General features: G+C 75.3%; 15 protein-coding genes. 10 read left to right on the top strand and 5 right to left on the bottom strand.

Annotation, left to right across the window (positions count from 1 at the left end; genetic code table 11):
- The 4 genes from ABD323_RS32675 to ABD323_RS32690 form a co-directional block, all read left to right on the top strand.
- A partial coding sequence (locus ABD323_RS32675) for a glycoside hydrolase family 3 N-terminal domain-containing protein (protein ID WP_425556243.1) occupies nt 1–1,112 on the top strand: 1,112 nt, incomplete at its 5' end.
- Between the two features lie 75 nt (nt 1,113–1,187).
- Nucleotides 1,188–1,997, top strand: coding sequence for a hypothetical protein (locus ABD323_RS32680; RefSeq protein ID WP_344445674.1), 810 nt, complete (start codon nt 1,188–1,190; stop codon nt 1,995–1,997).
- Nucleotides 1,994–3,289: a nucleotidyl transferase AbiEii/AbiGii toxin family protein gene (locus ABD323_RS32685; RefSeq protein WP_344445675.1), complete on the top strand. Its 1,296-nt coding sequence runs from the start codon at nt 1,994–1,996 to the stop codon at nt 3,287–3,289. Before ABD323_RS32680 ends, ABD323_RS32685 begins: the two co-directional genes overlap by 4 nt.
- 111 nt (nt 3,290–3,400) lie before the next feature.
- Complete coding sequence (locus tag ABD323_RS32690) at nt 3,401–3,724, top strand: hypothetical protein (protein ID WP_344445676.1); 324 nt, start codon at nt 3,401–3,403, stop codon at nt 3,722–3,724.
- Between the two features lie 72 nt (nt 3,725–3,796).
- Here the strand turns inward: ABD323_RS32690 and ABD323_RS32695 are convergent, their stop codons facing one another.
- The gene (locus ABD323_RS32695; protein ID WP_344445677.1) at nt 3,797–4,657 is read right to left on the bottom strand and encodes an alpha/beta fold hydrolase; all 861 of its coding nucleotides are present in this window, start codon (nt 4,655–4,657) and stop codon (nt 3,797–3,799) included.
- Between the two features lie 140 nt (nt 4,658–4,797).
- Between ABD323_RS32695 and ABD323_RS32700 the strand changes: the two genes are divergently transcribed.
- From ABD323_RS32700 to ABD323_RS32710, 3 genes are all read left to right on the top strand, one after another.
- Nucleotides 4,798–5,490 (top strand): HAD family hydrolase, encoded by a 693-nt coding sequence (locus ABD323_RS32700; RefSeq protein WP_344445678.1) that lies wholly within the window; start codon nt 4,798–4,800, stop codon nt 5,488–5,490.
- Nucleotides 5,490–5,927 carry an NUDIX domain-containing protein gene (locus tag ABD323_RS32705; protein WP_344445679.1) on the top strand — a complete coding sequence of 146 codons (438 nt, stop codon included), beginning with the start codon at nt 5,490–5,492 and terminating at the stop codon, nt 5,925–5,927. Before ABD323_RS32700 ends, ABD323_RS32705 begins: the two co-directional genes overlap by 1 nt.
- Nucleotides 5,928–6,034: 107 nt before the next feature.
- Nucleotides 6,035–7,147, top strand: a complete 1,113-nt coding sequence (locus ABD323_RS32710; RefSeq protein WP_344445680.1) for a calcium:cation antiporter — start codon at nt 6,035–6,037, stop codon at nt 7,145–7,147.
- Nucleotides 7,148–7,178: 31 nt separating this feature from the next.
- Here ABD323_RS32710 and ABD323_RS32715 read toward each other — a convergent pair whose 3' ends face one another.
- The 4 genes from ABD323_RS32715 to ABD323_RS32730 all read right to left on the bottom strand — a co-directional run bounded on the left by ABD323_RS32715 (nt 7,179) and on the right by ABD323_RS32730 (nt 11,041).
- The gene (locus tag ABD323_RS32715) at nt 7,179–7,994 is read right to left on the bottom strand and encodes a family 1 encapsulin nanocompartment shell protein (RefSeq protein WP_344445681.1); all 816 of its coding nucleotides are present in this window, start codon (nt 7,992–7,994) and stop codon (nt 7,179–7,181) included.
- On the bottom strand, nt 7,991–9,118 hold the full coding sequence (locus tag ABD323_RS32720) for a Dyp-type peroxidase (protein ID WP_344445682.1): 1,128 nt from the start codon (nt 9,116–9,118) through the stop codon (nt 7,991–7,993). The genes ABD323_RS32715 and ABD323_RS32720 overlap by 4 nt, the downstream gene beginning before the upstream one ends.
- Nucleotides 9,115–10,551 (bottom strand): NADP-dependent phosphogluconate dehydrogenase, encoded by a 1,437-nt coding sequence (gene gndA / locus ABD323_RS32725; protein ID WP_344445683.1) that lies wholly within the window; start codon nt 10,549–10,551, stop codon nt 9,115–9,117. Before gndA ends, ABD323_RS32720 begins: the two co-directional genes overlap by 4 nt.
- A gap of 169 nt (nt 10,552–10,720) precedes the next feature.
- Nucleotides 10,721–11,041, bottom strand: coding sequence for a hypothetical protein (locus ABD323_RS32730; protein ID WP_344445684.1), 321 nt, complete (start codon nt 11,039–11,041; stop codon nt 10,721–10,723).
- 250 nt (nt 11,042–11,291) lie between these two features.
- Here ABD323_RS32730 and ABD323_RS32735 point away from each other — a divergent pair, with 250 nt between their 5' ends.
- The 3 genes from ABD323_RS32735 to ABD323_RS32745 all read left to right on the top strand — a co-directional run bounded on the left by ABD323_RS32735 (nt 11,292) and on the right by ABD323_RS32745 (nt 13,307).
- Nucleotides 11,292–11,576 (top strand): DUF427 domain-containing protein, encoded by a 285-nt coding sequence (locus tag ABD323_RS32735; protein ID WP_344445685.1) that lies wholly within the window; start codon nt 11,292–11,294, stop codon nt 11,574–11,576.
- A gap of 80 nt (nt 11,577–11,656) precedes the next feature.
- Entirely contained in the window at nt 11,657–12,397 is a 741-nt protein-coding gene (locus ABD323_RS32740; RefSeq protein WP_344445686.1) for a YoaK family protein, read from the top strand.
- Between the two features lie 124 nt (nt 12,398–12,521).
- Nucleotides 12,522–13,307, top strand: coding sequence for an SGNH/GDSL hydrolase family protein (locus tag ABD323_RS32745; RefSeq protein WP_344445687.1), 786 nt, complete (start codon nt 12,522–12,524; stop codon nt 13,305–13,307).
- Nucleotides 13,308–13,387 lie beyond the last annotated feature (80 nt).

Consider the following 13,387-nt stretch of genomic DNA (forward strand, 5'->3'; position numbering starts at 1 on the left):
CCCCGCGCAGCGCCGTTCCCCCCGCGTCGACCCGCCCGCCGGCCGCCACCGCCGCTCCCCGGCCCACCACCGCCCCCTCACCCGGCAGCGCCGCCGCCACCGTGCCGCTGACCGCCGAGCAACTGGCGGGCCAACGGGTCGTCTACTCCTACCCCGGCCTGACCCCGCCGCCCTCGCTGCTGGAGGACGTCCGCGCCGGCCGGGCCGCCGGAGTGATCTTCTTCGGCCAGAACACCAGCGACCCGGTGCTGTTCCGGGCGGCGGTGGCCCAGCTGCGCGAGGCCCAGCGGCAGAGCCCGGTGCGGGCGCCGCTGCTGCTGATGACCGACCAGGAGGGCGGCCTGGTCCGCCGGCTGCCGGGCGCCCCCGACCTCTCCGCCCGCCAGGTCGGCCAGGCCGCCGATCCGGTGCTGGCCGCCGCCCTGGCGGGAACGGGCGCGGGCCGCAACCTCGCCGACTACGGACTGAACGTCAACCTCGCCCCCGTCCTGGACGTCTACGCCCAGAGTGGCGACTTCATCGACCACAGCCAGCGCTCGTTCGGCAGTGACCCCGCCGCCGTGACCGCACTGGGCAGCGCCTTCATCACGGCGCAGCAGCAGACCGGGGTGGCGGCCACCGCCAAGCACTTCCCCGGGCTGGGCACCGCGCCGGCCGGGGCGAACACCGACGAGGGGCCGGTCACCCTGGACGCCCCCGCCAGTCGGCTGACCGGCACCGACGAGGCGCCCTACCCCGCCGCCATCGCGGCCGGAGTGCGCCTGGTGATGGTCTCCTGGGCCGTCTACCCGACGCTCGACGCGGCGCACCCGGCCGGCCTGTCCACCGCCGTGGTCCGCGGCCTGCTGCGCGGGCAGCTCGGCTTCCGGGGCGTCACCATCACCGACGCCCTGGAGGCCGGCGCCGTGCAGGCCGCCGGCGGCACCGGCGAGCGCGCGGTCGACGCCGCGGCCGCCGGCATGGACCTGCTGCTCTGCTCCGCCCAGGACAGCGCCCAGGGCGAGGCCGCCACCACCGCGCTGGCCACGGCGCTGACCGCCGGACGGCTGGACCGCGCCGACTTCGCGGCGGCCGCGGAGCGGGTCACCGCCCTGCGCGCCACGCTGCACTGAGCGCCCGCCGGGCCACCGCGGCCCCGACCCCGACCCCGCCCGCACGCTGTCGGACCGCTCTGGCACGATCCCGCCATGGCACTGATCGACCGTGCGCCCGGCCCTGGGCCGAGCGCGCACTCCCCCGTCTTCACCGGTGAGTTCGAGACCCACCTGACCGTCCCGGACCGCCCCGGCGAGCTGCCGGCGCTGGCCGCCTGGTCGGCGGCGCGCGGGCTGGAGCTCACCCACATCGTGCTGGCCCGCGGCCGCACGCCCTCGCAGCCGATGCTGACCCTGCGCGGCAGCGGGACGCTGGAGCACCAGCAGGTCGCGGCCGACGCGCTGGCGCGCGAGCTACGGCAGGCCGGCTGGCCACCGGTGAGGGTGAAGATCGAGGCCACCCCCTGGACGCTCGGCGTCCCCGAGCACGACCGGGACGCGGCGGCCCTGGGTCCCGGGTACTACTTCGAGCACCACCTGAAGGTCCGGCTCACCCCCGGCGCCGACCTGCCGGCGCTCACCGCGCTGGCCCTCGCGCACGACGCCCACCTCTCCTGGAACGCCCGCCGGGTGGAGCGCGACGGCCGCTCCCAGCGCTTCGTCACCCAGCGCTGCCACGGGGTCGGTCTGCGCACCGCCGGGGAGCGCCTGGACCGGCTGGTCGGCGCGCTCGGCGCGAGCGCGGCCGACAGTCATGGGTGCCTCGAACTCATCTCGGTGGAAAGGGAGTTCGTCGTCCTCGACAGCAACCTCGGGATCGACGACGGCTGGCTCGACGACGACCACCGCGACCCCCGCGGCCACGAGCCGAGCAGCCACGGCAGCGACCACGACCACGACCACGACCACAACGACCACGACACCGCCGACCGGCACCCGACGACAGCGAAGGCAGCGCGATGACCGAGATCTGGGGCTCCTACGAGTGGCAGGACCACGCGGTACCGCAGGAGCCGCTCGACGACACCGAGCGCCCCGAGTACGGCATACCGCTCACCCTGCGGCCCGTCCTCGACCCGCGCGCCGAGCAGCGGCCGATCTTCGACCCGGCCCTCAAGCAGCACGCGAACGCCTACCGGGCCGGCGACCCCTCGTTCACCGACCCCCGGCTCCAGACGGCCTGGTACGCGGCCCGCCGGCGCGCGATGGACGAGGTCCTGGCGGCGGTGGCCGACAGCCCCTGGGCCCCGCACCTGGTGCTGCGCGGCAGCGTGCTGCTGCGCGGCTGGTTCGGCGAGGCCGCCCGCGAGCCGGGCGACCTGGACTTCGTGGTGGCCCCGCGGGACTGGCAGATCGAGGAGGAGCGCACCGCCACGATGCTGGCGGAGCTGGCCCGGGCCGCCGAGCAGCGCACCACCGCCGGCGCCCCCGGTGTGCTGTTCTCGGCCGCGGACGCGGTCAGCGAGCCGATCTGGACCTACGACCGGGTGCCCGGCTGCCGCCTGGTCCTGCCCTGGACCGCCGAGGGCCTGCCCGGCGGCACCGTCCAGCTGGACTTCGTCTTCAACGAGCGGCTGCCCCAGGCTCCCGAGCGCACCCCGGTCGCCGCCCTCGCCGAGGGCCCGGGCTGCACGCTCACCGCGGTCACCCCCGCCCTCTCGCTGGCCTGGAAGCTGCTCTGGCTGCTCACCGACATGTACCCGCAGGGCAAGGACCTCTACGACGCCGTGCTGCTCGCCGAGACCACCCCGCTGCGCTACGAGCTGCTGCGCGAGGTCTTCCTCGACGCCGGCGGCTGGTGGGCCGCCCAGCCGGTCACCACCGAGCTGCTCGCCCAGCTGCGGAACCGGACCGAGTGGGAGCACTTCGAGAGCGAGTACCCGCAGATCGAAGCGGACCTGGAGGAGTGCACCGACCGCCTGATCGCCGCACTCGCCCCCACCTTCGCCGGCGCCCCGGCCCCCGAGGAGCGGCAGCGCTGGTGGACGGCGGCCTGGGTCACCCACTACCGGGCCCGGCTGGAGACGTCGGACCTGGCGACGCTCCTGCGCGAACTCGCCGGGGACGGCGCCGCCCTGCCCGTGGTGATCGTCCTGGTCCGCGCGGTCCTGGGCCACGAGCGCCACACCCTGGAGGAGGCCCGCGACCTCGTCCTGGCCGACCCGTCCTGGGCCCGTGCCGCGGACCGGTACGAGGCCGACCCCCGGCGCCTGGCGCGGCAACTGGCGGAACTGGCGGAGCCGGTGGACCTCTGATCGTCGGCCGGCGCCAAGTGCGCGGCGCCAGGACCCTCTTGACGTGACGTCAGCCAGGCTTCATCTTCTTCCCTAGCTCATCCACATCAGCCGACGCACCCTGGAGTGGCCATGGCACTGCGGAAGAAGCTCACCGGCCTGTTGACGGCCGCCCTGGTCCTCGGGGGTGCCGGCGCGGCGCAGCTCGCGGCCGCCGGTCCGGCCGCCGCCCAACCGCCCTGCTCCCGGTCCTGGACGGCTTCCTCCGGCCAGGTCCAGTGCCAGGACTTCGAGCAGTACCGGGTCCTGGTCGACTGCGCGCACGACGGCGTCCCGTACTGGGTCTACGGCCCCGAGGTGACCACCGGCGCGATCTCGATGGCGAGTTGCAACAGCGGCGACCAGCTGGCGACCCCGACGACGCCCTACGCCTCGGTCTACTGGGAGGACTTGTAGGAGGCCCCCACCCCGGCCGCCCCGGAATCCCGGGCGGCCGGGACCATGACCGGCCCCGCCGCGTTCCGCCGGTCAGCCGGGCAGGTCCCGGACGAACCCGGCGACCAGCGTCGCCACGGCCTGCGGGTCCTCCAGGAGCATGGCGTGGCTCGCGTCGATCCGGGCGGCGGTGACGGTGGGGCGGCCGGCGTCGAGCGCGGCCAGTTCGGCGGCCAGCCCCCGCGCGAACCGCGCGTGCAGGTCGTCGAACCACTCCCGTCCGGGCGCCGGCGGGTGCGGCCGGGCGGCCTGCACCAGCAGCAGCGGGCACCGCACCCCGGCCAGCCAGGCGGTGACGCCCGGCGCACCGAGCCGGTCGAGTTCGGCGTACATCTCCAGCGCAGCCGACCGCTGCGGCAGCGTCTGCCACTCGCCGCCGGGCAGGGCCCGGACGGCCGCGCGGGCCGCGGCCTCGGCGCGGTCGGCGGGTATCCCGTACCGGGCGCAGTGCGCGACCTGGGCCTCGATGTACCCGGGTGGCGCCACGGCCCCGGCCGAGGCCCGCAGCAGCTCCCCCACCCGTTCGGCGCCGGGGTAGGCACCGGGGCGTCCCCACCAGAAGCCGTCCAGGTTCACGGCCGCCCGGGTCCGCCCGGCCCGGGCCCGCGCGAACTCGACCGCGATCAGGCCACCGAGCGAGTGACCCACCACGACGGCCTGCGGCACCCCGTACCCGTCCAGCGTCCGCGCGAGACCGCGCACGACCGTGGGAACCGTCCAGGGCGAGATCGCGGGGGAATCGCCGTGCCCGGGCAGGTCGACGGCGAGCACCCGGTGCCCGGCGGTGAGCAGGCCGGCGACGGCGTCCCAGTCGGCCAGTGAGCGCCCGGCGCCGTGCAGCAGGAGCAGCGGCGGGCCGTCGCCCCCGTGGTCACGAACGTTCAGCGGAGTCATGACGTCGACGGTAGGGGAGGTGTGGCCGCCGGCAGCAGCGAATTTCGCGACGGGCGAGCGGCGGGCCGCGGCGCGCGCCCCCGGGCGCCGCCAGCGATATCGAGGTGACGCGCCACGGCCCGGTCTCCTACGGTGGCCGGGTGAGACATGACGAGCAGACCCTGGTCTTCGACGCCGACGACACCCTCTGGGAGAACAACGTCCACTTCGAGCGGGCGATCGAGGGCTTCCTGGACGAGGCGGCGCCGCTCCCGGCCGACCGCGCGGCCGCGCGCGCCACGCTGGACGGGATCGAGGCGGCCAACGCCCGGCTGCACGGCTACGGCTCGCAGGTCTTCCTGCGGAGCCTGGTCGAGTGCTTCGAGCAGCTGACCGGGCAGGTCGCCGACGCCGCTCGCCGGGCCCGCTTCGAGGCGCTGGCCGACTCGATCGGCCACCACGAGCTGGAGCTGATCCCGGGCGTGGTGGAGACCCTGGCGGCGCTGACCGACCGGCACCACCTGCTGCTGCTCACCAAGGGCGACCGGGCCGAGCAGCAGGCGAAGGTGGACGCCTCGGGGCTGGCCGGGCACTTCCGCGCGGTGCACATCGTCGCCGAGAAGGACGTGGCCGCCTACCGGTGGCTGGTGGGCGAGCACCGCTTGGCCTCGGAGCGCACCTGGATGATCGGCAACTCGCCGAAGTCGGACATCCTGCCCGCCCGCCGGGCCGGGCTGAACGCCGTCTTCATCCCCAACCAGCACACCTGGGTGCTGGAGCACGAGGAGCTCGACCCGGCCGACACCGGCGTGCTGCGGCTGGACGCCTTCGCCGAGCTCGGCGAGCACTTCTGATGGCCGGTCAACCGGCCCGGGTGCCCGCGGTCTCCTGCGTCTTCGTCTGCCACGACGGCGCCGGGCGCCTGCTGCTCGCCCGGCGCGGCGCCGGCGCCCGCGACGAGCCCGGCCGCTGGGACTGCGGGGCGGGCGGGCTGGAGTTCGGTGAGAGCTTCGAGGCGGCCGTGGCCCGCGAGGTGCGCGCGGAGTTCCGCGCCGAGGCGCTGGAGACGACGGTGCTCGGCGTGCGCAACGTGCTGCGCGGCGAGCCGGTGGACTCGCACTGGGTCGCGGTGGTCTGCCTGGTCCGGGTGGATCCGGCGGCGGTGGCGATCGGCGAGCCGCACAAGTTCGACGACTTGGCCTGGTTCGCCCCGGACGCGCTGCCCGCCCCGCTCCACTCCCAGCTGCGGCCCACCCTGGCGCTGGCCCGGGAGGCGCTCGCCGGCCGCTGAGCCGGCTGGCCGGGCCCCGGGCGCCCGGCGTCCGGCCAGGCGACGCGCACGCCCGGTCCGCCCCGCTTTGTCGGACTTCTGACGGTCCGTCTGGGAAGCTCGGGGCGATGACCGACTCGCTGACCGACTCGCTGACCGCCGTGCTCGCGCGGTGGACCCTGTTCCTGCCGCCGGCCGCGGCGGTCCTGCTGGCCCTGGTCTGGGGCCGCTCGCTGCCGCCCGTGGTGGTGGCGCTGGCCGGACTGGCCCTGGTCGGCGCGGTGCTGGCCGCGGTGCACCACGCCGAGGTGGTGGCCCACCGGGTCGGCGAACCGATGGGCTCGCTGGTGCTGGCGGTCGCGGTGACCATCATCGAGGTGGCGCTGATCGTCACGCTGATGGCCGACTCCGGGGCGAAGAACGCCACCCTCGCCCGGGACACCGTCTTCGCCGCCGTGATGATCACCTGCAACGGGATCGTCGGCCTCTGCCTGCTGGTCGGCGCGCTGCGCACCCGGGTCGCGGTCTTCAACCCCGAGGGCACCGGGGCGGCGCTGGCCACGGTGGCCACCCTGGCGACGCTGAGCCTGGTGCTGCCCACCTTCACCACCAGCACGCCCGGTCCGCGCTTCTCCTCCACCCAGCTGGTCTTCGCCTCGCTGGCGGCGCTGGTGCTCTACGGGCTCTTCGTGACCACCCAGACCGTCCGCCACCGGGACTACTTCCTGCCACCGGAGGCCGGCGGCGGACCGCTGGAACCCGAGGAGCACGCCGACCTGCCCAGCAGGCGGGCGGCCGTGATCAGCCTGTCCCTGCTGCTGCTCGCGCTGGTCGCCGTGGTGGGCCTGGCCAAGACGGTGTCGCCGACCATCGAGTCCGGCGTCACCAGGGCGGGACTGCCGGCCTCCGTGATGGGGGTGGTGATCGCGATGCTGGTGCTGCTGCCGGAGACCATCGCGGCCCTGCGCGCCGCCCGGCGCAACCAGGTGCAGACCGGGCTCAACCTGGCCCTGGGCTCGGCGATGGCCAGCATCGGGCTGACCATCCCGGCCGTGGCGGTGGCCTCGATCTGGCTGAGCGGCCCGCTGATCCTGGGCCTGGGGGCCACGCACCTGGTGTTGCTCGCCCTCACCGTGACGGTCGGCATCCTGACCGTGGTCCCGGGCCGGGCCACCCCGCTGCAGGGCGGGGTGCACCTGTCGATCCTGGCCGGCTACGTGGTGCTGGCCGTCAGCCCGTGAGCCCGGGGACGAGCCCGGCCCCGGCGGGGGCTCAGACCGGGCGGGGTGCCTGGGCGGTGAGGGTGACCGCGGCCTCCGGGGAGTGCAGCGCGAAGGTCAGCGACTCCTGGAGGTAGAGCTGCACGGTGCTCGCGTCGTGGGCGAGGTAGCCGATCGACAGGTCCTGGCCGAGGTGCAGCTCGAAGTCGCCGCCCCGGGTGGAGAGCACCACGGCCCCCTCCAGCGCGGGCGCCCAGATGATCTCACCGGTCACCACCCGTGCCAGGTGCTGGCGGACGGGGTAGCCGTGGTTGGAGGTGTCGTTGACGGCCGTGTAGGCGGCCGCGCCCAGCAGCAGCGCGTAGGGCCCGTCCACGCCGGCCAGCCGCAGCGTGGTCAGCGCCCGGCTCACCGCGTCGGGGTACTCGGTGACGTCGGCGGGCAGCTCGATCGGCGGGTTGTCGGAGCCGGTGCGCACACCGGTGATGCCGGCGGCCGGCCAGCCGTCGAAGACCGCCGCGTCCTCGGCCTGCGCGATGGTGCGGGCGGCGTCCTTGACGGGCTGCCAGTCGGAGTCCTGGGAGCCGCGCTCGACGTCGTCGACGGCCTGGCGGTCGAGCGTGAACGGCACCCGCAGCTCGACCACCGGCAGGGCCGTGCGGGCGCGCGCCTGGCTGCCGGGGACCAGCGGCTGGATCTCCCGCAGGTGGCCGGAACCGACCGCCGCCAGGTCGAAACCGGCCGGCCCGGCCAGGTCGACCACCCGGCGCCCGGCCAGGTGCAGGGTGAAGGTGCGCCGGGCCTCCTCCTCGATCTCGGCCCAGGCGGCGGTGGAGACCGGGGCCAGGTCGCGGTGCAGGTTGTTCATCGCGGGGTGCTCCTTCGCAGGCTGCCGACGCCCAACGACCCGTCCGCGCGGACCTGGGTGGGCTCGGGCGGGGACGGGCAGGGTGTCGGGGAAGGGGGCTGGGTCGGGTTCGGGCGCTCAGGCCGGGCGTCGACGTCGAGGCCCGGAGCGGAGGCGGGCTCCGGCGGCGGCGCGTCCAGGAAGTCGGCGGACGGGGCGAAGAAGAGCCCCCCGGTGACCGCCGTGGAGAAGTCCAGGAGCCGGTCGTGGCCGCCGGCGCGGCCCAGGACCATGTTCTCCAGCATCTCCTCGGTCACCGCCGGGGTGCGGCAGTACCCGATGAAGTAGGTGCCGCTCTGTCCGGGGCGATGCGAGCCGAAGGGCATGTTCATCCGCAGGATCTCGCGCCCGGTGCCGTCCACCGCGTCCAGACTGGTCAGCGCGACGTGCGAGTCCGGGGCCTGCCGCTCCTCGGGGATCTCGATGTCGGACAGCTTGCTGCGGCCCACCGCCCGTTCCTGCGCCTCCACCGGCAGCGCCTCCCAGCCGGCCAGGTCGTGCAGGTACTTCTGCACCAGCACGTAGCTGCCGCCGGCGAAGTCCGGGTCCGCGGCCCCCACGAGCACCGCCGCGTCGGCCGCCGCGCCCTGCGGGTTCTCGGTGCCGTCCACGAAGCCGAGCAGGTCGCGCTGCTCGAAGTAGCGAAAGCCCTGCACCTCGTCGGCGACCTCGACCGCCCCCGCCAGTCGCCGCATCAGCTGGCCGGCGAGTTCGAAGCAGACGTCCATCCGCTCCGCGCGCAGGTGCAGCAGCAGGTCGCCGGGGGTGGCCGGCGCCGTGTGGCGGGCACCGCGGAACTCGCGGAAGGGGTGCAGTTCGGCGGGGCGCGGGCCGGCGAAGAGGCGGTCCCAGAGCCGCGAGCCGATCCCCAGCACGCAGCTCAGCGCCGCGTCCGGTGCCCGGAAGCCCACCGCCCGGGTCAGCCCGGCCAGGTCCGGCAGCAGCGCCCGCACCGCGCCCTCGCCACCGGGGCGCACGGTGAGCACCAGGAAGAGGGCCGCCCGGGTCAGCGGCGTGCGCACCGCCTGCGGACGGCCCGGGACCCCGACGGCGCCGGGCTGCGGGCCGGACTGCGGGCCCGTCATCGCTCCTGCTCGCTGCGGTCGCCGCCCCAGAGGGTGTGGAACGACCCCGCGCGATCGGTGCGCCGGTAGGTGTGGGCACCGAAGAAGTCCCGCTGGCCCTGCACCAGCGCGGCCGGCAGCCGGTCCGCGCGCAGCGCGTCGTAGTAGGCCAGCGCGCTGGAGAAGCCCGGGACCGGCACGCCGAGCTGCGCCGCGGTGGAGACCACCCGGCGCCAGGCCGACTGGGCCGCGCCCAGCGCCTCGCGGAAGTGGTCGTCGGTCAGCAGCGTGGGCAGCTCCGGGTCGGCCCGGTAGGCGGCGTCGATCCGGCTGAGGAAGCGGGCCCGGATGATGCAGCCGCCGCGCCAGATCGAGGCCATCGCGCCGCGGTCGATCTGCCAGCCGTACTCGGCGCTGCCTGCCTGGATCTGGTGGAAGCCCTGCGCGTAGGCGACGATCTTGGACGCGTACAGCGCCTGCTCCACGTCGCCGGCGAACCGGTCGGCCGCCGCGCTGTCCAGCCAGGTCTCGCTGGGCCCGGGCAGGCCGCGGGCGGCCTCGCGCAGTGCCGCGCTGCCGGAGAGCGAGCGGGCGAAGACCGCCTCGGCGATGCCGCTCACCGGCACCCCGAGCTCCAGGGCGGTCTGCACGGTCCAGCGCCCGGTGCCCTTCTGCTCGGCGCGGTCCTCCACGACGTCCACGAACGGGTGGCCGGTGAGCGGGTCCCCGTGGCCCAGCACCTCGGCGGTGATCTCGATCAGGTACGACTCCAGCCGGCCCTCGTTCCAGCCCCGGAAGATCTGCGCGATGTCGCCGGGCTGGCGGCCCGCGCCGTGTCGCAGCAGGTCGTAGGCCTCGGCGATGAGCTGCATGTCGGCGTACTCGATGCCGTTGTGCACCATCTTGACGAAGTGTCCGGCGCCGTCGGGGCCCACGTGCGTGCAGCAGGGCCGGCCGTCCACCTTGGCGGCGATCGACTCCAGCAACGGCCCGAGGATCGCGTACGCCTCGGGCGTGCCGCCGGGCATGATGCTCGGCCCCTCCAGCGCCCCCTCCTCCCCGCCGGAGATGCCGGTGCCCACGAAGTGCAGGCCGTGCTCGCGCAGCGCGGCCTCGCGCCGGCGGGTGTCCAGGAAGTGCGCGTTGCCGCCGTCGACCACGATGTCGCCCGGCTCCAGCAGCGGCACCAGCTCCTCGATCACCGCGTCGGTGGGCCCGCCCGCCTTGACCATGACGACGATCCGCCGGGGCCGCTCCAGCGCGGCGACGAACTGCTCCATCGTCTCGGTGGGCACGAACGCGCCCTCGTGGCCGAACTCCGCCATCAGCGCGCTGGTGCGGGCCGCGCTGCGGTTGTGGAGGGCGACCCGGTGGCCGTGCCGGGCGAGGTTGCGGGCCAGGTTGCGGCCCATCACGGCCAGGCCGGTGACGCCGATGTGAGCGGAATTCTGCACGTGCATGAAGGGTGACTCCAGAGGCTCGCCCGTCGTGGTGACTGCTCCAGCCTGCCGTGCTCCCGCGGTCGGCGCACTGCGGCACGCCCGCAGGACGGCGGCCGGTTTCGCCCGCAGTCCGGTGACGTGAGGGCAGATCAGAAGCGGTTTCCGATCGTCCCCCGGCGGTCTACCCGGCCGTCACGCGCACCGGGCGCTCGGCGCCGCTCGGGTCGGCGTGCGCGGCCTGCGCGGTTCGCCCGGCGAGCGGACGGGCCGCGTGCCGCCCGGCGGGGCGCCCGCGCCGGGACCGGGACGGGACGGCGCGCAGGGCCCGCAGGAGGCCGGCCGCCGCGCGTCGCCGCCGGCGGGTGCGGGTACGGGTTCGGCCAGGCGCCGACGGCGAAGCGGCGGGCCGGTCGGTGGGAGCACGGTGCCGGTCGGGGTCGGTGATGCTCAGGAGCAGGGCCAGCAGGGGCGGCACGGTCAGCAGGAGCAGGTTGAGCGTCATGGCGGGCACCTCTTCCGATCGTGAGCGAACGGCCTGAGGGCAGTGTCGCCCGCCCGGACCCGCGGTAACCGCCCGTCACGCCGTCGCCGAGGGGGATCACCCGGCGGGCCGATCGCCCGCTGCGTCAGCCGGCCCCACCCGCTGCCCGCCCGGGTGAACACCCGTGACCTGACGCTCCGTCAACAGTGCGCAGCGGACCGGGTGTGGCCCGGGGTTAAGCTGGTGATCCCCGAGACGAGGAGTGAGCAGGATGCCCAGCGCGCACTGGAACGGCCGGCTGATAGCCGAGAGCGACGAGACCGTGATCGTCGAGCAGAACCACTACTTCCCGCTGGCGGCGGTCCGCGCCGAGTACCTGGAGGAGTCGGCCACGGAGACCGGCTGCCCGTGGAAGGGGACGGCGAGCTACTACACCCTGCTGGTGGACGGGCAGCGCAACCCCGACGCGGCCTGGTACTACGCCGACCCGAAGCCGGAGGCCGAGCAGATCCGCGGCCGGGTGGCGTTCTGGCGGGGCGTCGAGATCCGCGCCTGACCCCACCCGGGGCCTGCCACCCGCGCCGGCCCGGTCCGACCCGAGACCCGACCCGGCCCACGAGCGACAGGAGCTGTCCGGTGCGATCCCTGCTGCGAGGGGCCTGGCACACGGTCGTACCGGGTCCGGGCGACCGGCACGGCCCGCTGCCGCCGATGCTGCTGGGCCTGACCGTGCTCAGCGGGGTCATCGACGCGGTCAGCTACCTGACGATGGATCACGTCTTCGTGGCCAACCAGACCGGCAACGTGGCCTTCCTGGCCTTCGCCCTGACCGGCGCGCCCGGCTTCTCGATCGCCGCCTCGGTGATCGCGCTCGCCTTCTTCGCGGTCGGCTCGTTCGTCGGCGGCCGGCTCGTGCGGACCGTCGGGCACCGCAGCCGCGCCCTGCTGCGCGGGGCGCTGGTCGAGACGGCGCTGCTGGGCGCGGCGACGGCCGTAGTCGCCGTCGACTCGGCGCCCGGGCCGCTGCACGCGCACCCGTACCGCTACCTGGCCATCGCGTTGACGGCCCTCGCGATGGGGGTCCAGAACGCGGTGGTGCAGGTGCTGGCGGTGCCCGACCTGACGACCAACGTGATGACCAAGACCATCGCCGGACTGTTCACCGACAGCGCGGTGGGCGGCCGGCTGGAGGAGCGGGCCGGCCGGCAGGTGCTCTCGGTGCTGGCCCTGGCGGTGGGCGCGGTGCTCGGCGCCGCGCTGGTCCTGCACACGAACGCCACGGCCGCCGTCGCGACGGCGGCCGCGCTGGCGGTGGCCGTCGGCCTGGCGGCGGCCCGGTACGCCCGCTCGACGGCGCCCTGGACCGGCTCGCCCTGAGGGCCCGCGCGGCCCGCCTGCTTCGTCTGCGGATATTCCCGGCCGCGGGGTGGCCAAGGTCACGGTCCGCCACCCCACACCTACGGTGGCGTAGGTCACTTGAGACAGTGAACTATTTCCTTCCATGGCTGACCATCTGGAGAACCTTGACCCCATCAGCTCCTACGCGGCCCTCGGCGACAGCTTCACCGAGGGCCTGAACGACCCCAACCCGGACGGCTCCTTCGCCGGTTGGGCCGATCGACTCGCGGGGATGCTCGCCCAGGGCCGCCCCGAGGGCACCTTCCGCTACGCCAACCTCGCCGTGCGCGGCCGCCTGCTCGACCAGGTCGTCGCGGAGCAGGTGCCACAGGTCCGACTGGCCCGGCCGGACCTGGTGACCTTCTGCGCGGGCGGCAACGACATCCTGCGCCCGGGCAGCGACCCGGACGAGGTCGCCGAGCGCTTCGAGCAGGCGGTGCTCCAACTGCGCGAGTGCACGCGGACGGTGCTGATCTGCACGGGCTTCGACACCAAGAACGTGCCGGTCCTGCGCCACCTGCGCGGCAAGATCGCCACGTACAACGTGCACCTGCGGGCGATCGCGGACCGCAACGACTGCGCGGTGGCCGACCTCTGGTCGCTGCGGGCGCTGCAGGGCCGCCCCGCCTGGAGCGAGGACCGGCTGCACCTGTCCTCCGAGGGGCACCAGCGGGTCGCCCTGCTCGCGGCGCGCGCGCTGGGCCTGCCGACCCTCGACGACCCGGCGGCGCCGTGGCCGGCCGAGTCCGTCCACACGCCGGCCGAGCAGCGCCGGGAGAACCTGCAGTGGGCCCGCGACTACCTGATCCCCTGGGTCGGGCGCCGGCTGCGCGGCGAGTCCTCGGGCGACCACGTGGAGGCCAAGCGGCCGGAGCTGCTGCCGCTCTGAGCACCACCGGGCCACCGCGGGCCCACGGGTGCGGGCAGCACGGGGACGGGCGGGTGCCCGAGCCGCGCCGGGGAGGATCC

Origin of the sequence: Kitasatospora nipponensis (assembly GCF_039528135.1) — a bacterium.
In the GTDB taxonomy this organism is placed as follows: Bacteria; Actinomycetota; Actinomycetes; order Streptomycetales; family Streptomycetaceae; genus Kitasatospora; species Kitasatospora nipponensis.